Raw genomic sequence first — 17,807 nt, forward strand, 5'->3', positions numbered from 1 at the left:
GTGGGGGCTGGTCGCGCAGTTCCCCGCGCCCCTGAAGGGGCGCGGCACCTCTCCTGTTCCCAGCCGCGCAAGCATCGCCCGACCATCCGATACACCGTCCCAACTCCCCAGAAAACAGAACGACTTCAGCTTCGGAGCCACCAACGTGACGCCTGAACCCCACTCCCTGACCGACACGGACGACCCCATGTCCGGCCCGCCGCCGGGCTGCCCCGCCCACGGAACGGGCCCCGGCGGACTGCGCCGCCTGTACGGGCCCGAGGCGCAGGACCTGGCGGGACTGTACGAGAAACTGCGCGCCGAGCACGGCGCCGTCGCACCCGTGCTGCTCCACAACGACGTGCGCTTCTGGATGGTGCTCGGGCACGGCGAGAACCTCCACATGGTCAGCAACCCGGCGATCTACACGCGCGACAGCCGTGTCTGGACCGCCCTCCTCGACGGCACGGCGGGGCCCGACCATCCGCTCATGCCGCTCATCGCGTGGCAGCCCATCTGCTCCCACGCGGAGGGGGACGAGCACCTGCGGCTGCGCGGGGCGGTCATGGGCGCCATGTCCACCATCAACCCCCGCGACCTGCGCCGTTACATCAACCACTGGACCGAGCAGCTGGTCAACAAGTTCTGCGAGCGGGGCACCGCCGACCTGGTCTCCGAGTTCGCCGAGCATCTGCCGATGGCCGCCCTGTGCGAGATCCTCGGTATGCCCGAGGAGTACGACGACCGTCTGGTGCAGACCACCCGCGACCTGCTCAAGGGCACCGAGACCGCGATCGCCAGCAACGAGTACGTCATGAGCGTCCTGATGCGGCTCACCCTCCGCCGGCGCGCCGAGCCCGCCGAGGACTTCACCAGCTACCTCATCAACCACCCGGCCGGACTCACCGACGACGAGGTCGGCCAGCACCTGCGTCTCGTCCTGCTCGCCGCGTACGAGGCCACGGCGAACCTCCTCGCCAACGTGCTGCGGGTGGTCCTCACCGACCCGGGCTTCCGCGCCCAGCTCAACGGCGGTCAGATGACGGTGCCCCAGGCGGTGGAGCAGTCCCTGTGGGACGAGCCGCCGTTCAGTGCCGTGCTCGGCTACTTCGCCAAGCAGGACACGGAGTTGGGCGGCCAGCGCATCCGCAAGGGCGACGGGCTGTTCCTCGGGATCGCGCCGGGCAACATCGACCCGCAGGTCCGCCCGGACCTGAAGGCGAACATGCGGGGCAACCGCTCGCACCTCGCCTTCGGCGGCGGCCCCCACGAGTGCCCCGGCCAGGACATCGGCCGTGCCATCGCCGACACCGGCGTCGACGCGCTCCTCAAGCGACTGCCGGACGTCCAACTCGCGGTCGAGGAGGACGAGTTGAAGTGGACCGCGTCGATCTCCTCGCGGCACCTGGTGGAGCTCCCGGTGGTGTTCGACCCGGCGTCGCCGCAGGACATCATGCGGCGGCCGGGGGTGAACACCGTGACCCGGCCGCGTCCGGACTCGGACAACGCCGTGTCGGTGCCGAGGCCCACCCTGGAACCCCGGCCCTCGGCACCCGAGTCGGAGGCCGCGGCCCCCGAACCGGTCCGCCGGCCCAGTGCCTGGCAGCGCTTCCTGCGCTGGTGGCGCGGCTACTGAGGCCGCTCGTCACCGGCCCATTCGTCGTACGCGGACCACGCCAGGAGCGTCCGTCCGCTGCGGTACGCATGCCGGTGCCCCGTGACCGGATCGGTGAACTCCAGCACCCGCGCCAGCAGTTGGAGCGGGCGCCGGAAGTCACCGGCCGGCACCGGGCCGGTCACCACCGGGTACAGCGGGTCGCCGAGGATCGGCACGCCCAACGCGGTCATGTGCACCCGCAGTTGGTGCGTCTGCCCGGTGCTGGGCAGCAGCCGGTATCTCGCCAGCCGGCCCCGGTGCTCGGCCAACTCGACGCGGCTCACCGCGTTCGGCTCGCCCGGCACCTCCCGGGCGGCCATCACGCCCCGCTCCTTCTCGATCCGGCTGCGGACCGTGCACGGCAGCTCCAACGCCTCGCGGTACGGGGCCACCGCCTCGTACTCCTTGCGTACGACCCGGTCGCGGAACAGCGACTGATAGGCGCCGCGTTCCTCGGGCCGCACCGTGAACAGCACGAGCCCGGCGGTCAGCCGGTCGAGCCGGTGCGCGGCCCCGAGCGCCGGGATGCCCAGCTCCCGCCGCAGTCGCGCGAGTGCCGTCTCGGTGACATGGCTGCCGCGCGGCGTGGTGGCGAGGAAGTGCGGTTTGTCGGCCACCACGATGTGCTCGTCCCGGTGGACGACCTCCAGCGGGAACGGCACCGGCACCTCGTCGGGCAGCTCCCGGTGGAACCACACGAACATCCCCGGCACGTACGCTGCGTCGGGTGCGACCGGTCGCCCGTCCGCCCCGACGATCAGCCCCGCGTCGAGCATCCCGTCGATCACCCCGGCCCCCGCCGCGAGCCGCTCCACCAGATGCTCCCGCACGGTCTTCCAGGCCCCGTCGAACGGCAGCCGCACCCGCACGGGATCCACCCCGTCGCGCTGCGGCAGGGGCGAGGGTGGAACCGGGGATCTTCGTCTCACCTGGTCAAGCGTACGCAGCGGCCGCCGGCCGGGCGCACGAACGGTCCTCCCCTCAGACGTGCGGGGGCGCCTCCGCCACCGCCGACCGGGCCTTGTGGACGCGGTACGCGCCGCCCAGGACGAGGGTGACCCCCAGGAACAGCACCGTGAACCACTGGAAGTACCAGTGCCCGCCCGCCGGGTCGTACACCTCGGCCCGGGGCCAGGCCAGGTTGACCGTCATGAACAGGCCGTAGAGCAGGGCGAGCGCGTTGACGGGGACGCCCCAGCGGCCGAGGGAGAAGAGGGGGCGGCCCGTCTCGTCGGTGCCCTCGACCGTGAAGTCGCCGCGCAGGCGCCGCCACAGCAGGGGGCCGGTGACCATCGCGTACGCGAGGTACAGCATCACGATGCAGGTGGTGCCGATGGCCAGGAAGGCTTCCGGCGAGGCGAAGTTGAGGAGCAGCAGGGCCGCGGCGAGGACACCGACGACCAGGGCGGGGGCGCTCGGCATACCGGTGCGCGGGTTGACCTTCGCGAGGCGCCCGGAGAACGGCATCTGGCCGTCGCGGGCCATGGAGAACAGCATCCGGCAGGCCGACGTCTGGATCGCGAGGGTCGCGACCGCGATGGCGATGACCACGTCCACGAGCAGGGCCCGGCCCACGCCGTCACCCAGGCTGCTGGTGAGGACGTAACTCAGACCCTCGACGCCGAGCCTGCCGTCGGTGAGGCTGGGCGCGGCGAGCAGACCGCCGAGGATGATCAGGCCGCCGAGCAGGCCCGCGGCGCCGAGCGCGGTGAGGATCGTACGGGGCGCGGTGCGCCGGGGGTGGTGCGTCTCCTCGCTCATCTCGCCCGCGCTGTCGAAGCCGATCATCACGTACGCCGCCGTGAACGAGCCCACCAGCAGCGCCCCGACCAGGCCCGACTCGGCGGCAGTGCCGGTGTGGAAGGTGATGCCCGGGGTGCGCTCGGAGTGGGTGAACAGGAGCACGATGATCAGGGCGGCGCCGATGATCTCGGCGGTCACACCGATGCGGTTGATCAGGGACATCACACGGTTGTCGATGACGTTCACGAACGTCGTCAGGACCAGCAGGAGCACGCCCAGTACCGCCGCGTTGGCCGCGCCGCTCGCCGACGTGGGCGCCGGGTCGTCGCCGATCAGCTGGAAGCCGGACCAGATCGCGGGCATGACCACCTGAAGCGCGAGCGCCGCGGCCGCGACCACCACGATCTGCCCGATCACCATGATCCAGCCGGCGAACCAGCCGAAGGTGAGGCTGGAGAGCCTGGACGACCACTGGTAGATGGCGCCGGAGATCGGATAGCGCGCGGCCAGTTCGGCGAAGCACGCGGCGACCAGCAGCTGGCCGATCAGCACGGCCGGCCAGGCCCAGAAGAAGACGGGACCGCCGAACGCGTACCCGAAGGCGAAGAACTGGAAGACGGTCGTCAGGACGGAGATGAAGGAGAAACCGGCGGCGAACGAGGCGTACCTGCCCAGGCTGCGGTGCAGCTCCTGGGGGTAGCCGAACTCGGCGAGCGAGCGGTCGCCGGACGACTCCGGGGGATCGGGGCGTACGTCGGAGGGGGCGGTAGTGGTCACGGCGGCGGCACCTGCCTTCGGCGCAGGGGAGCGGGATCCTGGCGGCGACTGAGGAACTCCGCAGCAGAATTCCTGTCGGGTGACAGAAATTAGGGAGGGCCTGTTTCGCCCGCGTGACGCGGCCATGTCGAGGCCGGGCCTAAGTCCTCACGCCCTTGCGCCTGAACCTGAATCGCGATACATCGTGTGTATTGACGCTCACCGTTGAGACGCGATATGTTCGGCCACGGATATTCGTGTACGAGGATATGAGTGGTGATCCCGGTGGCCATCAAGCGCCGCAAGCTCGGCAACCCCCTGGCGCTGGCCGTCATGGTGCTGCTCACCGAGCGGCCGATGCATCCGTACGAGATCGCCCAGACCCTGCGCAGCCGCGGCAAGGACGCGAGCCTGAAGATCAACTACGGCTCGCTCTACACGGTCGTGCAGAACCTGGAGAAGTACGGATTCGTCGAGGTCGCCGAGGTGCAGCGGCAGGGAAACCGCCCCGAGCGCACGCTCTACGGCATCACGGACGCCGGGCGCGAGGAGGCGACGGAGTGGCTGTCGGACCTGCTCTCCGTCCCGGCCCGGGAGTTCCCGATCTTCGAGGCCGCCCTCTCGCTGATGGCGGTGATCCACCCCGACGAGGTGGCGCGCCTGCTGACCGAGCGGCTCAAGGTGCTGGACGTGCAGGCGGCGAGCGCTCGTGGAGGCCTGGCGAAGCTGTACGAGACGCTGCCGCGGATCTTCCTCGTCGAGAGCGAGTACCAACTGCACATGGTCGAGGCGCAGGCCGAGTGGGTCCGCGGCTTTCTGCGGGAGCTCGGGTCCGGAGCGCTCGACGGGGTCAAGGAGTGGCGGAGCTTCCACGAGACCGGGGAAGTGCCGCCGGAGTTCGAGGAGTTGGAGGCCCACCACTTCGAGAAGGAGTGAGGCAGCAGCAAACAGAACAGACCCCGGCAGAGCTGTTGGAGCAGCTCCGCCAGGGTCTCGAACCCCGAGCCGACTCCGAGGTGAGGCAGGCCAGGCGATCGAGGTGCGGCACGCCCAGGATAGCCCGGCGCTCTTCACGCGGATCAGCCGTCATCCGCTCACCCAGGAGAGCAGTCGTCATGAGCACCCGTGCGCCCGCAGTGCAGGCGCGTCAGCTGATCAAGACCTACCCCGGCGATGTCACCGCCCTCAGCGGCATGGACCTCACCGTCGAGGCGGGCACCGTCTTCGGACTCCTCGGCCCGAACGGCGCCGGCAAGTCCACCACCGTCAAGATCCTCACCACCCTCGCCCGCCCCGACTCGGGCACCGCCACGGTCGCGGGCCACGACGTCCTGCGCCATCCGGACCGGGTGCGCCGCGCGATCGGCGTGGTCGCACAGAAGTCCGGCGCGGACCCGGTGGCCACCGGCCGTGAGAACCTCCAACTCCAGGGCAGGCTCTACGGGTTGAAGGGCGCGGCCCTCCGCAACCGGGTGGACGAGCTGCTGGCCCGCTTCCAGCTCGGGGACGCGGCAGGCCGCCAGGTCAAGGGCTACTCCGGAGGCATGCAGCGCCGTCTCGACGTCGCTCTCGGCCTCGTCCACCGGCCCGAGGTCCTCTTCCTCGACGAGCCCACCACAGGCCTCGACCCCGAGGCACGCACCGCGATGTGGGACGAGATCGCCCGCCTGGCCGGCGGCGAGGGCCTGACCATCCTGCTCACCACGCACCACCTCGAAGAGGCCGACCGCCTCGCCGGGCACATCGCGATCGTCGACCGCGGCCGTGTCGTCGTCCAGGGCACCCCGGACGCCCTCAAGGGCGAACTCCGCGGCGACGCCGTCCATGTGGAACTGCGCCACCCCGTCGGCGAAGCCGGTCGTACGCTCCTGGCAGGCGCCCTCACGGCCCTGCCCGGTGTGTACGAGGCGCTCTTCCACGGCCGCCGCATCAGCGTCCGCGCCGAGGACGGGGCCGCGGCCGTGCCCGTCCTGCTCGCCGCCCTGGAGCGCGCCGGGGTCGCTGTCAGCGCGGCCACCGTCGCCCGTCCGTCGCTCGACGACGTCTACCTGCGCCACGCGGGCCGCCGTTACTCCGAAGCCGAGGCGGCGGCAGCGGTCGCGGCCGAGGGGACCGACGGCCTCGCCCTCACGGGAGGCACCCGATGAGCACCAACGCCCTCACCCAGACCTGGTACATGACGCAGCGTCAGCTGACGGCTGTACTGCGCCAGCCCGCGTACGTCGTGATGATGCTGATCCAGCCCGCGATCTGGCTGTTCCTGTTCGGCAACCTCTTCAAGGAGGTCGTCCAGCTCGGCGGCTTCGGCACGAGCAGCTATCTCGACTACCTCGTACCGGGCATCGTCGTGATGAGTGCGCTCAGCTCCAACATGTGGGCGGGCATGGGCACGTTGGAGGAGATCGAGCGCGGCACGCTGAACCGGTTCCTGACCACTCCGGTCGGGCGCGGCGCCCTGATGAACGCCAACGTCGTACAGCAGGCGCTCACCACGGCCGTGCAGTCCGCGCTGATCATCCTGCTCGGCAGGCTGGGCGGCGCGGACTATCCCGGCGGGGCCGCGGGACTGCTCGTACTCGTCGTCGCGGCCTCACTGCTCGGCACGGTCTTCGGCGCGTTCTCGAACGCGCTCGGCATGCTGGTGCGCCAGCGGGAGTCGATCATCGGCATCAACACGTTCCTGCTGCTGCCGCTGACCTTCCTCTCCTCGGCCTTCATGGCCCCGTCCCAGATGCCAGGCTGGATGCGTAACATCGCCGACTACAACCCACTCGACTGGGCGATGGTGGCGGGCCGTTCAGCGATGTCGGAGAACCCGGACTGGTCCGTCGTACTGACGAGGGGCGGCGCACTCCTGGCCCTGGCGGTAACTGCGGTCTGGCTCTCGATCCGCACGTTCAGGTCATATCAACGCTCGGTCTAGGGGCCCTTTGCAGGGGCGGTCACTTTGAGGCCGCGTGCACAACCGCGCCCCTTCAGGGGCGCGGGGAACTGCGCGACCAGCTACAACGAACCCGCAGACGACAACGAACCCGGGACGGAACCTAGGCAACCGGCGGAGCTTCCTGCTCCGCCTCGACCTGCGCGTTCCAGTCCCGCTTCGCGGCCTGCCACCCGTCCTCGTTGTGTCCCAGCCGCCAGTACCCGGAGATGGACAGATCCTCGCGCGCGACCTCGTGCTCGACGCGGAGCAGCCGGCGGAGCTCCTTCACGAAGGCGGCCTCGCCGTGCACGAACGCGTGCACCCGACCCTCGGGGAACGAAAGGCCCCGCACGGCCTCGACCAGCGCCTCACCGATCGGCCGGTCACCGCGGTGCAGCCAGACGACCTCCACGTCGGAGTCGATCTTCTGCTCCTCCTCCGGCCCCGCGACCTCCACGAAGGCATGCACCCGCGCACCGTCGGGCATGGCCTCCAGCGAGGCGGCGATCGCGGGCAGCGCGCTCTCGTCACCGGCCAGCAGATGCCAGTCCGCCCCGGCGTCGGGGGCGTACGCCCCGCCGGGGCCGAGGAACCGGACGGTCTCGCCGGCCTGGACGCGGGTCGCCCACGGCCCGGCGAGACCCTCGTCGCCGTGGATGACGAAGTCGAGTGTCAGCTCACGCAGTTCCGGGTCCCAGGCGCGCACCGTGTACGTACGCGTCACGGGCCACTGGTCGCGCGGGAACTCCTCGCGGATCCGGGTCATGTCGAAGGGCTCCGGATAGGTCACACCCTCGGCCCCGAACAGCAGCTTGACGTAGTGGTCGGTGCTCGTGCCCGCGGTGAAATCGGCGAGGCCGTCGCCGCCGAGGACCACACGCTGCATATGCGGCGTGAGTCGCTCCGTGCGGATCACGCTCGCGGCGTGGGGCTTGGGGGCCCTCCGTGCCGGACGCTCTGCCATGACAGCCTCCCGAAGTTCGCTTAGGCTTACCTAAGTTAGCACCTCACCGTCCACTGGCGCCCCCTTCTTGAGAACCCGATTACCGTTTCGTGGGAATCGAATTGCTGCTTCAACTGCGGAGTGTCGTCAGCAGTCGCGCCAGCGAACCACCCAGGCCCCAGCGTGTCGCGAGCTCCTCCAGAGCTGCCGGATCGCGCGGCGTGTGGGGCAGCGCGGTGGTCACGTCCGGCAAGGGTACGTCTCCGGCCACCCGGACGACCTCGGGCGCGACGGCGACGTACGGCCGGGACTCGTCGAGACGCTTGCGCTGGGACGGTGTGAGCTTGGCCTTCGGGTCGTCGACCGCCGCCATGATCCCGGCCAGGTCCCCGAACTCGGCCAGCAGCTTGGCGGCCGTCTTCTCGCCGATGCCCGGCACGCCCGGCAGACCGTCGCTCGGGTCGCCGCGCAGCAGCGCCAGAGTCGCGTACCCCGCGCCGTCGACGCCGTACTTCTCGCGCAGCCAGGCCTCGTCCGTGAGCTGGAGCATGCCGACGCCCTTGAGCGGGTACAGCACGCGCACCCCGCGCTTGTCGTCGACCAGTTGGTACAGGTCGCGGTCGCCGGTGACGATGTCGACCGGGCCCGTGGCGCGGCCGGCGAACGTCCCGATCACGTCGTCCGCCTCGTACCCCGCCACGCCCACGCGCGCGATGCCCAGCGCGTCCAGGACCGCCTCGATGACCGGCACCTGGGGCGAGAGCGTGTCGGGCACCTCCTCCTCGTCCGGACCGACCTCGGTCTCCTGGGCGACGCGATGCGCCTTGTACGAGGGGATCAGGTCGACCCGCCACTGGGGCCGCCAGTCCGCGTCCATGCAGGCGATCAGATCGTCCGGGCGGTGGTCCTTCACCAGCCGGTCGATGAACTCGAGCAGACCCCGCACGGCGTTCACCGGTGTGCCGTCCGGGGCCCGCACGGAATCCGGGACCCCGAAATAGGCCCGGAAGTACAGGGAAGCGGTGTCGAGGAGCATGGTTCGCCGGGGCTGCTGTGTCTGCTGCGTCACGCCTCGCATCATGCCGTACGCCGCTGACAGTCACCGGCAGTCACCGGTCGGCGCGGAGAGTGGACGAAAGCGAGTGCCCACACCCTCCGGATGTAAACGCCTTGTGAACTGGGACACGGTCGCGTTTGCGCCACCCGGGCGGGGGCAGGCGCCGATCCGGAGTGAACCCGGTCGCATTTTCAACCACATCTGACATATGCGCACCGGACGAGCGGGCGGAACCCGCGTCGCTCCACGGCCCGCCGGCGGGGGAGGCGGGCCGTCTTCGTTCGACCCGAGAGGTACTTGTGTCATCCAGGCTGCAGGCGGAACAGCTCTACAAAGTGTTCGGCAGACGACCCGGCGAGGCGGTCGAGCGACTGCGCGGGGGAGCCGACCGTGAGGAACTGCGCGCGGACGGCACCACGGCCGCGGTGATCGACGCGTCGTTCACGGTCGAACCGGGCGAGATCTTCGTCGTCATGGGCCTGTCGGGATCCGGCAAGTCCACCTTGCTGCGCATGCTCAACGGACTCCTGGAGCCGACCGCGGGACGCGTGGTCTTCGACGGGCAGGAACTGACCGCGCTCAACGACCGTGAGATGCGCGAGGTCCGCTCCAAGAAGGTCAGCATGGTCTTCCAGCACTTCGCGCTCTTCCCGCACCGCAGCGTCCTGGAGAACGCCGCGTACGGCCTCGAGGTGCAGGGCGTGCCGCGCGCCGAGCGCGAGGAGCGCGCCACCAAGGCCCTGGTGCTGGCCGGACTCGCCGGCTGGGAGAAGTCCTGGCCCGACGAGCTGTCCGGCGGTATGCAGCAGCGCGTGGGCCTCGCCCGGGCGCTCGCCACCGACGCCGACCTGCTGCTGATGGACGAGTCCTTCAGCGCGCTCGACCCGCTGATCCGCCGCGACATGCAGGACCAGCTGATCGAGCTCCAGAAGAAGCTCAAGAAGACCATCGTCTTCATCACCCACGACCTCAACGAGGCCATGCGCCTGGGCGACCGCATCGCCGTCATGCGCGACGGCAGCATCGTCCAGATCGGCACCGCCGAGGACATCCTCGTCCGCCCCGCGAACGACTACGTCGCCTCCTTCACCAAGGACGTCGACCGGTCCCGGGTCCTCACCGCGTCCTCCGTCATGGACACGGAGCTGCGCGGCGACGAGGCCGACTGCGGCTGTGAGACCGCCAGACCCGACTCGTCGTTCGGCGAGCTGTGCGCCATCAGCGCGCGGCTGGCGCACCCCGTGGCGGTCGTCGACAAGAAGGGCAAGCTGCTCGGTGTCGTTCCCCGGCAGCGGCTCGTCGGCTTCCTCGGCGACGAACAGGGCGAACCCGTGCCCTGCGACACACCGCGCGACAAGACCGTGAAGGCGGTGAAGGCCGGTGCCTAGGATCCCCTTCGGCGACTGGGTCAACGACACGGTCGACTGGCTGCTCAACCACATGGCGTGGCTCTTCGACTTCCTGAAGACCGTCTTCCAGGGCACCTACGACGTCATCAACGACGTCCTGCAGGCGCCCGAACCCCTTCTCCTCGCGGGCATCTTCGCGGTCATCGCGTTCTGGCTGCGCGGCACGTCCGCCGGTGTCCTCGCCTTCGTGGGATTCGCCTTCATCGACTCCCTCGAACTGTGGGAGAACGCGATGGTGACCCTGTCGCTGGTCCTGGTGGCGACGATCATCGCGCTCGTCATATCCGTACCCGTCGGCATCTGGGCGGCCCGCTCGGACCGCGTCAGCGGCATCGTCCGCCCCGTGCTCGACCTCATGCAGACGATGCCCGCGATGATCTACCTCATCCCGGCCATCCTGTTCTTCGGCACCGGCGGACCCGCGGGCATCGTGGCCACCCTGATCTTCGCCCTGGCACCCGGCGTCCGTATGACGGAACTGGGCATCCGCCAGGTCGACAAGGAACTGGTCGAGGCCGCCGACGCGTTCGGCACCACCCCCCGCAACATCCTGCTGCGCGTCCAGCTGCCGCTGGCGCTGCCCACCGTCATGGCCGGTGTCAACCAGGTCATCATGCTGGGCCTGTCCATGGCCGCCATCGCCGGCATGGTCGGCACCGGCGGCCTCGGCGGTGACGTGAACGAGGCGATCGGCCAGCTCAACGTCGGCCTCGGCGCCGAGGCGGGCATAGCCATCGTCATCCTCGCCATCTACCTGGACCGCATGACCAGCGCCCTGGGCACCCAGGTCTCGCCGCTCGGCCGCCGCACCGCCGCCAAGCTGCGTGCCGCACAGGGCCTGCAGATCTGGTCCTACCGCCCCCGGCCCTCCGTGGCCGTCATCGGCGTCGTCGTGCTCGCGCTCGTCGCGGGCGGCATGGGCATCTTCGGCTCCAGCGACACCGAGACCACCGCGTCCGACGGCGGGAACGTCGGCCAGGGCAAGAAGGTCAGCATCGGCTACATCCCCTGGGACGAGGGCGTCGCCTCCACCTTCCTCTGGAAGGAGATCCTGGAGCAGCGCGGCTTCGAGGTCGAGACCAAGCAGTTCGACGCCGGCCCCCTCTACACCTCGCTCGCCCAGGGCGACATCGACTTCCAGACCGACTCCTGGCTGCCGACCACCCACGAGCAGTACTGGAAGAAGTACGGCAAGCAGCTCGACGACCTCGGCTCCTGGTACGGCCCGACGTCCCTGGAGCTGAGCGTGCCCGCCTACATGGGCATCGACTCCCTGGAGGACCTCAAGGGCAAGGCGGGCGAGTTCGACGGCAAGATCACCGGCATCGAGTCCAGCGCCGGAATGATGGGCCTCCTCAAGACCAAGGTCCTCAAGGAGTACGGGCTCGACAAGGAGTACAAGGTCGTCGACAGCTCCACGCCGGCGATGCTGGCCGAGCTGAAGCGCGCGTACGCCAAGAAGGAGCCGTTCGTCGGCACGCTCTGGTCGCCGCACTGGGCGTACAGCGAGTACAAGCTGACGAAGCTCGCGGACCCGAAGGGGGCCTGGGGCAAGGGCGACGGTGTGCACACGCTCTCCCGCAAGGGCTTCGCCCAGGACAACCCGGTCGTCGCCAAGTGGCTCAAGAGCTTCAAGATGACCGAGAAGCAGCTCACCAGCCTTGAGGCGGACATCAACAAGGCCGGCAAGGGCAAGCAGCAGGACGCCGTGCGCACCTGGCTGAAGAGCAACCCCGGTGTCGTCGACAAGCTGGCCCCGGTCGAGAAGTCCTCCTCCGGCACCCCGGCCGAGGCGAAGCGCACGGTCGACGTCGCCTGGTTCCCCTGGGACGAGGACGTCGCCGTCACCTACCTGTGGAAGGACGTCCTGGCCCGGCGCGGCTACAAGCTGAACCTGAAGCAGATGGACGTCGGCCCGGTCTACACCGGCCTGGCCACCGGCGACATCGACCTCAACTTCGACGCCTGGCTGCCGTACGCGCAGGCCAACTACTGGGACAAGCACAAGGACAACCTGCGGGACCTCGGCACCTGGTACGAACCGACCTCCCTGGAGATCGCGGTGCCTTCGTACGTGAAGGACGTCAAGTCCCTCGCCGACCTCAAGGGCAAGGGCGATCTCTTCGACGGGAAGATCATCGGCATCGAACCGGGCACCGGCGAGATGAACCTCGCCAAGACGAAGGTCCTGCCCGGCTACGGCCTGGACAAGGAGTACGAGATCGTCGACGGCTCCACGCCCGCGATGCTGGCCGAGCTGAAGCGCGCGTACGCCAAGAAGGAGCCCGTCGCCGTCACGCTCTGGTCGCCGCACTGGGCCTACAGCGAGTACGAGCTGACGAAGCTCGCGGACCCGAAGAAGACGTTCGGTGAGGGCAACACGATCCGGACCATCTCCAGCAAGAAGTTCCCGGAGCAGTACCCGCAGCTCACGAAGTGGATCAAGAACTTCAAGATGAGCGAGGACGAACTCGGCAGCCTGGAGAGCGAGATCAAGGACCGCGGCCAGGGCCAGGAGGAGGAGGCCGTCTCCGCGTGGCTGAAGGAGCACCCGGACATGGTGGAACGGATGACTCCGCAGTAAACACGTCTCCAGTGGGGGGCCGTTTCCGAAAACGGGCCCCCACGCGCGCGTGACGACGAATCGCGCGCGGACAAGCCTCCGCGAGGGGTGGGCAGCGCCATACGGCGAGGCCCACCCCTCGCGGCGTCACCTGTGCATACGACCCGGGCAAGGGCCGCGCCGGCCTGACGGCACCGCGCGCACACCGCGACAACCGCGCCGGCGCTCCCACCGGCGCGAACTGTGACGGTCGGTCACGCGATCCGTGCGGCGATGTTTACAGCGATGTGACGGGCGCATGAAACGGTTTGCCGAACACCCGTAGGGTGCAGACAAGACATCAGGAACTCGCGAGAAATTGGCGCGTACGTACAACGAACGTGCCGCCACCGCACCGCACCGCATGCACCGAGCAGCGCACCGACGACGCACAGGGGGGAGCCGAAGCGATGGATGAAAACAAGGAAACCCTTCGAGTGGGCGCGGCCGTCAGGCGGCGGCGCCGGGCACTGGAGCTCACCCTCGCCGTCGTCGCCGAGCGCAGCGGTCTGTCGGTGCCGTTCCTGAGCCAGGTCGAGAACGAGCGGGCGCGGCCCAGCATGCGTTCCCTCCAACGGGTCGCCGACGCCCTGCACACCACGTGCGTCGAACTCCTCGCCGCCGCCGACCCGGCGCGCAGCGTCGACGTGGTGCGCGCGGACGACTCCGAGTTCACCCACGAGCCCCGAGTGCGCCCCCTGGTGCGCGGTCACCACCAGTTGCACGCCATGGAGTTCTCCGGCGACCACGACGCCGGCCGTGAATTCCAGCACCGCAACGACGAGTTGATGTACGTGGCCGACGGCGCCGTCGAGGTCGAGGCAGAGGGCCGCGCGTACCGACTGGGACGCGGCGACACACTGCACCTGACGGGCGGCGTACGGCACCGGTGGCGGGCGACCGACGCGGACACGCGCGTGCTCATCGTCGCGGTCGCGGACCACATCGAGGCCGTGGAGGACGATCCACGCCGATGACCGTCATCCGGAGTACTCGGCCATGAGAGTGGTGTCACTCGTCCCGTCGCTCACCGAGGCCGTCGCCGTGTCCGTACCGGGTGTCCTGGTCGGGGCGACCGACTGGTGCAGTCATCCGGCCGACCTCGACGTCGTACGCGTCAAGGGCACGAAGAACCCGGACGTCGAGCGGATCGTCGGCCTCGCGCCCGATCTGGTGATCGCCAACGAGGAGGAGAACCGCGAGCCCGACCTGGCCGCCCTGAGGCAGGCGGGACTCGACGTGCTCGTCACCGAGGTACGGGACGTGCCGGGCGCCTTTCGGGAACTGGAGAGGGTGGTCCGCGCGTGCGGGCTGCGGACGCGGCCGCGATGGCTGGACGAGGCCCAGGAAGCCTGGCTGGACCCGCCCCGCCCGGAGAGGCGCCTGCGCGCCGCCGTACCGATCTGGCGGCGGCCCTGGATGGTGCTCGGGCGGGACACCTTCGCCGGGGACGTGCTGGCGCGGCTCGGCGTCGACAACGCGTACGCGACGCACACCGAACGCTATCCGCGTGTCCCGGTCGACGAACTGCGCGCCGCCGGTCTCGACCTGGTCGTGCTGCCCGACGAGCCGTACCGCTTCACGAGCGACGACGGCCCCGAGGCGTTCCCCGGTGTGCCCTGCGCACTGGTCGGAGGGCGCCATCTCACGTGGTACGGACCGTCGTTGGCGGAAGCTCCACAGGTGCTCGGCGAGGCGCTGCGAGCAGCCGTCCGCTGACCAGGCCGCGAACCGTGTGGACGGCGGCCACCGCCCAGGCCGCGAGGAGCAGGGCGTACAGGGCGACCGTGAGCCCGTCGTAGACGACGAGCCCGGTGTGCCGGGCGAGCCCCTCGGCGCCCGTCACACACGTACCGACCGGGAAGGTGAACGCCCACCAGGTCATGCCGAAGACCATGCCCCGGCTGCGGGCCCGCAGCACCAGGGCGCCGGCCAGTGCCAGCCAGAGCAGCGCGAAACCCATCACCGGGACGCCGTAGAGCACCGGCAGGATCCCGAAGCCCTGGTCGTACGGGGCGGGCACCACACCCGGGGCGGCGACGGCGAACTTGTCGACGGCCGTCGTGGACTGCCCCAGCGGACCCAGGACCAGGAACAGGGTCGGGGTGAGCGCGAGCGGCAGCGGGCCGCCCGTGACGAGGCGGGCGAAGATCATCGGCAGCATCACGAGCGTGGCCAGCAGACTGAGACCGAACATCGCGAAGCAGGCGAGCAACAGGGTCTCGCGGGCCTGGTCGGCCGGGAGATGCGGTACGAGCAGAGGGCCGAGCGCCGCGGAGACCATGGGCGCGACGAGGGGGAGCAGCCATACCGGGGTGGCCTGGGACGGGTCCAGGCGGTGGCGCACGACCATCAGGTACGGGACCGCCACCGCCGCCACCAGACCGATCAGGGTGCCCGTGGAGAAGAGCACGGCGTCCAGGGCGACCGCCGCCCGTGTGCCGATCCAGTCCCGCCCGACCACCAGGGCCCCGCCGCCCACGGCCAGCAGGGCCATGGAGAGACAGCCGTAGAAGGGGGCCATCGACGGGTCCAGGAGGTGGGCGCGGGCCTGGTCCCTGTGGTGCGTCCAATGGGCCGCCCGGGCGGTGAGGAGGGCGACGAGCAGGGTCAGCGCGAGTGCCCAGACCGCGGTGCAGATCGTGCGCAGGCCCGGGATGTCCACGGGGAGGCCGGCACCTGCCGTGGCCACGATTGCCGTGCCCATCACCGGGGCGTACCAGTTGGGGCCGAGATGGCGGAGAGGGGATGGCTTTGTCGTCGCCTCTGCCTCTGCCTTTGCCCTTGTGGGGCGGCCGGGGTTGGCGTGGCTGGTGTTGTCCGTGGTGGCGGTGAGCGGGTGGGCTGTGGCCATGAGTTCACCGTGCCCCGGTGGGGGAGCGCTCGCCAGGGAGTGCCGGTCTATGAGGACATAAGGTGGGCTTATGAGTCGGGATGACGGGACGGGTGACCAGGGAGTTCGCGGGACGGCGTCCATGGCGGGGGGTGGGCTGTCGCACCGGGTCCCCGATCTGGGTGCGCTGGAGCTGCTGCTCGCCGTGGCGCGGCTCGGGAGTCTGGGGCGGGCCGCCCGGGAGGTCGGGATCACGCAGCCGGCCGCCAGCAGTCGGATCCGGTCCATGGAACGGCAACTGGGGGTCGCCCTCGTCGACCGGTCGCCCACGGGGTCGCGGCTCACCGACGCGGGGGCACTGGTGACCGACTGGGCCCGGCGCGTCGTGGAGGCGGCGGAGGCCTTCGACGCGGGCGCGCAGGCGTTGCGGGACCGGCGGGACTCCCGGCTGCGGGTCGCGGCGAGCATGACGATCGCCGAGTATCTGCTGCCCGGGTGGTTGCTCGCGCTGCGCGCGCAGCGGCCGGACACCGCGGTGTCGCTGATCGCCGGGAACTCGACGGTCGTGGCCGAGCGGGTGCTCTCCGGCGAGGCGGACCTCGGGTTCGTGGAGGGGGTGTCCGTGGCGAGCGGGCTGGACTCCGTGGTCATCGCTCACGACCGGCTGATCGTGGTGACCGCGCCCGGGCATCCGTGGGCGCGGAGGCGGCGGGCGCTCGACGCGGGGGAGCTGGCGGGGGCGCCGTTGATTCTGCGGGAGGAGGGGTCGGGGACGCGGCAGGTGCTGGATGCGGCGCTCGGCGGGCTGGCCCGCCCTCTGATCGAGCTGTCCTCCACGACGGCGGTGAAGGCGTCCGCGGCTTCGGGGGCGGGGCCGGCGGTTCTCAGCGAACTGGCGTTGGGGGAGGAACTGTCCGCTCGTCGGCTTGTCGAGATTCCTGTGGAGGGGGTTCGGCTGAGTCGGGACTTGCGCGCTGTCTGGCCTGTGGGGCATCGGCCGACCGGGCCTGCGCGGGATCTGTTGGCGTTGACTCGGGGGTAGGGCGGTTGGTTCTCCGCTGCGGGTGCGTTGTGGCTGGTCGCGCCCCGCGGCGGAGCCGCAGATGTCACAGCCCCGCGCCCCTGAAGGACTGAGCGGTTCCCCGGGCCCGTGAGTGGAGCGAGCGCGTCAGGAAGCGGCCTGGATCAGGCCTGCCATGACTCGGGTGTCCTCGCCCATCTCGGGGTGCCACTGCACCCCCAACGCCCAGCCGGGGCCGGGGAGTTCGATTGCCTCGATCGTGCCGTCCGTCGCGTGGGCGGAGGGGGCGAGGTCGGTGCCCAGGCGGTCCGCCGCCTGGTGGTGGTAGGTCGGTACGGATGTTTCCTCGGGGACCAAGGAGGCGTAGAGGGAGCCCGGGACCGGTTTTACGGTGTGGTGGCCGAAGACGCCTACTGATTCGATGTGGTCGTCGAGGTGCTGGACGAGTGTTCCGCCGAGCGCGACGTTCAGGAGTTGCATTCCGCGGCAGATTCCGAGGAGTGGGGTGCCGGAGGCCAACGCGGCGTCGATCAGGGCGAGTTCCCAGGTGTCGCGGGCGCGGGCCTCGGGGCCGCACCGTGGGTCCCGGGCGGCGCCGTAGCGGGACGGGTCCACGTCGGGGCCGCCCGCGATCACCAGTCCGTCGAGCCGGGCCACGGTCCCGGCGGCGTGGGTGGGTTCGTCCGGTGGCAGCATCGCGGCCAGGCCGCCCGCCGACTGGACCAGGCGCGGGTAGCCGGCCGGCAGCAGTGCCGCCTCCAGTTCCCAGACGCCCCAGCGTGCGGTCTCCAGGTATGTGCTGACTCCGATGAGCGGTCTGCCTGTCATCCCCACGCTCCCTGTTCTTCGTGCCTCTCGGGAGGAGGCTAATAGACCGACCCCAT

At 70.2% G+C, this 17,807-nt stretch carries 15 protein-coding genes; 9 read left to right on the top strand and 6 right to left on the bottom strand.

Annotation, left to right across the window (positions count from 1 at the left end):
- Positions 1 to 145: 145 nt before the first annotated feature.
- Positions 146 to 1,615, top strand: a complete 1,470-nt coding sequence (locus OG718_RS42125) for a cytochrome P450 (RefSeq protein ID WP_328846655.1) — start codon at positions 146 to 148, stop codon at positions 1,613 to 1,615.
- Here the strand turns inward: OG718_RS42125 and OG718_RS42130 are convergent.
- Positions 1,609 to 2,565 carry an RluA family pseudouridine synthase gene (locus OG718_RS42130; protein WP_306940915.1) on the bottom strand — a complete coding sequence of 319 codons (957 nt, stop codon included), beginning with the start codon at positions 2,563 to 2,565 and terminating at the stop codon, positions 1,609 to 1,611. The two genes, OG718_RS42125 and OG718_RS42130, sit on opposite strands and share 7 nt — an antisense overlap.
- Before the next feature lie 52 nt (positions 2,566 to 2,617).
- Complete coding sequence (locus OG718_RS42135) at positions 2,618 to 4,156, bottom strand: amino acid permease (RefSeq protein ID WP_143635598.1); 1,539 nt, start codon at positions 4,154 to 4,156, stop codon at positions 2,618 to 2,620.
- A 264-nt stretch (positions 4,157 to 4,420) separates the two neighbouring features.
- On the opposite strand from OG718_RS42135, the gene OG718_RS42140 reads away from it, so the two are divergent.
- The 3 genes from OG718_RS42140 (at position 4,421) to OG718_RS42150 (ending at position 7,058) form a co-directional block, all read left to right on the top strand.
- Positions 4,421 to 5,071, top strand: a complete 651-nt coding sequence (locus tag OG718_RS42140) for a PadR family transcriptional regulator (protein ID WP_328847921.1) — start codon at positions 4,421 to 4,423, stop codon at positions 5,069 to 5,071.
- Positions 5,072 to 5,250: 179 nt separating this feature from the next.
- Positions 5,251 to 6,282 carry an ATP-binding cassette domain-containing protein gene (locus OG718_RS42145; protein WP_328846656.1) on the top strand — a complete coding sequence of 344 codons (1,032 nt, stop codon included), beginning with the start codon at positions 5,251 to 5,253 and terminating at the stop codon, positions 6,280 to 6,282.
- The gene (locus OG718_RS42150) at positions 6,279 to 7,058 is read left to right on the top strand and encodes an ABC transporter permease (RefSeq protein ID WP_328846657.1); all 780 of its coding nucleotides are present in this window, start codon (positions 6,279 to 6,281) and stop codon (positions 7,056 to 7,058) included. The genes OG718_RS42145 and OG718_RS42150 overlap by 4 nt, the downstream gene beginning before the upstream one ends.
- Positions 7,059 to 7,179: 121 nt before the next feature.
- On the opposite strand, the gene OG718_RS42155 is transcribed toward OG718_RS42150, so the two are convergent.
- Complete coding sequence (locus OG718_RS42155) at positions 7,180 to 8,022, bottom strand: siderophore-interacting protein (RefSeq protein WP_143635593.1); 843 nt, start codon at positions 8,020 to 8,022, stop codon at positions 7,180 to 7,182.
- Between the two features lie 109 nt (positions 8,023 to 8,131).
- Positions 8,132 to 9,079 (bottom strand): 5'-3' exonuclease, encoded by a 948-nt coding sequence (locus tag OG718_RS42160; RefSeq protein WP_328847922.1) that lies wholly within the window; start codon positions 9,077 to 9,079, stop codon positions 8,132 to 8,134.
- Positions 9,080 to 9,357: 278 nt separating this feature from the next.
- On the opposite strand from OG718_RS42160, the gene OG718_RS42165 reads away from it, so the two are divergent.
- The 4 genes from OG718_RS42165 to OG718_RS42180 all read left to right on the top strand — a co-directional run bounded on the left by OG718_RS42165 (position 9,358) and on the right by OG718_RS42180 (position 14,788).
- Positions 9,358 to 10,446 carry a quaternary amine ABC transporter ATP-binding protein gene (locus tag OG718_RS42165; RefSeq protein ID WP_143635592.1) on the top strand — a complete coding sequence of 363 codons (1,089 nt, stop codon included), beginning with the start codon at positions 9,358 to 9,360 and terminating at the stop codon, positions 10,444 to 10,446.
- Entirely contained in the window at positions 10,439 to 13,051 is a 2,613-nt protein-coding gene (locus OG718_RS42170) for an ABC transporter permease/substrate binding protein (protein ID WP_328846658.1), read from the top strand. Before OG718_RS42165 ends, OG718_RS42170 begins: the two co-directional genes overlap by 8 nt.
- A gap of 428 nt (positions 13,052 to 13,479) precedes the next feature.
- Positions 13,480 to 14,046 carry a helix-turn-helix domain-containing protein gene (locus OG718_RS42175; RefSeq protein ID WP_143635589.1) on the top strand — a complete coding sequence of 189 codons (567 nt, stop codon included), beginning with the start codon at positions 13,480 to 13,482 and terminating at the stop codon, positions 14,044 to 14,046.
- Between the two features lie 22 nt (positions 14,047 to 14,068).
- Positions 14,069 to 14,788: a helical backbone metal receptor gene (locus OG718_RS42180; RefSeq protein ID WP_328846659.1), complete on the top strand. Its 720-nt coding sequence runs from the start codon at positions 14,069 to 14,071 to the stop codon at positions 14,786 to 14,788.
- On the opposite strand, the gene OG718_RS42185 is transcribed toward OG718_RS42180, so the two are convergent.
- A complete protein-coding gene (locus OG718_RS42185) occupies positions 14,715 to 15,776 on the bottom strand; it encodes a TDT family transporter (RefSeq protein ID WP_443055375.1) in 1,062 nt (353 codons plus the stop codon). The two genes, OG718_RS42180 and OG718_RS42185, sit on opposite strands and share 74 nt — an antisense overlap.
- 217 nt (positions 15,777 to 15,993) lie before the next feature.
- Here OG718_RS42185 and OG718_RS42190 point away from each other — a divergent pair, with 217 nt between their 5' ends.
- Positions 15,994 to 16,944, top strand: a complete 951-nt coding sequence (locus tag OG718_RS42190) for a LysR family transcriptional regulator (RefSeq protein ID WP_143635584.1) — start codon at positions 15,994 to 15,996, stop codon at positions 16,942 to 16,944.
- Between the two features lie 126 nt (positions 16,945 to 17,070).
- Here the strand turns inward: OG718_RS42190 and OG718_RS42195 are convergent, their stop codons facing one another.
- Positions 17,071 to 17,751, bottom strand: a complete 681-nt coding sequence (locus OG718_RS42195; RefSeq protein ID WP_143635583.1) for a gamma-glutamyl-gamma-aminobutyrate hydrolase family protein — start codon at positions 17,749 to 17,751, stop codon at positions 17,071 to 17,073.
- Positions 17,752 to 17,807 lie beyond the last annotated feature (56 nt).

Origin of the sequence: Streptomyces sp. NBC_00258, from assembly GCF_036182465.1 — a bacterium.
GTDB lineage: Bacteria > Actinomycetota > Actinomycetes > Streptomycetales > Streptomycetaceae > Streptomyces.

What these genes read in the sequence shown, in the direction of transcription:
- OG718_RS42145 (WP_328846656.1), top strand. Translation starts at nt 5,251, where the DNA reads ATGAGCACCCGTGCGCCCGCAGTGCAGGCGCGTCAGCTGATCAAGACC.
- OG718_RS42150 (WP_328846657.1), top strand. Translation starts at nt 6,279, where the DNA reads ATGAGCACCAACGCCCTCACCCAGACCTGGTACATGACGCAGCGTCAG.
- OG718_RS42155 (WP_143635593.1), bottom strand. Translation starts at nt 8,022, where the DNA reads ATGGCAGAGCGTCCGGCACGGAGGGCCCCCAAGCCCCACGCCGCGAGC.
- OG718_RS42160 (WP_328847922.1), bottom strand. Translation starts at nt 9,079, where the DNA reads ATGCGAGGCGTGACGCAGCAGACACAGCAGCCCCGGCGAACCATGCTC.
- OG718_RS42175 (WP_143635589.1), top strand. Translation starts at nt 13,480, where the DNA reads ATGGATGAAAACAAGGAAACCCTTCGAGTGGGCGCGGCCGTCAGGCGG.
- OG718_RS42180 (WP_328846659.1), top strand. Translation starts at nt 14,069, where the DNA reads ATGAGAGTGGTGTCACTCGTCCCGTCGCTCACCGAGGCCGTCGCCGTG.
- OG718_RS42185 (WP_443055375.1), bottom strand. Translation starts at nt 15,776, where the DNA reads ATGGGCACGGCAATCGTGGCCACGGCAGGTGCCGGCCTCCCCGTGGAC.
- OG718_RS42190 (WP_143635584.1), top strand. Translation starts at nt 15,994, where the DNA reads ATGAGTCGGGATGACGGGACGGGTGACCAGGGAGTTCGCGGGACGGCG.
- OG718_RS42195 (WP_143635583.1), bottom strand. Translation starts at nt 17,751, where the DNA reads ATGACAGGCAGACCGCTCATCGGAGTCAGCACATACCTGGAGACCGCA.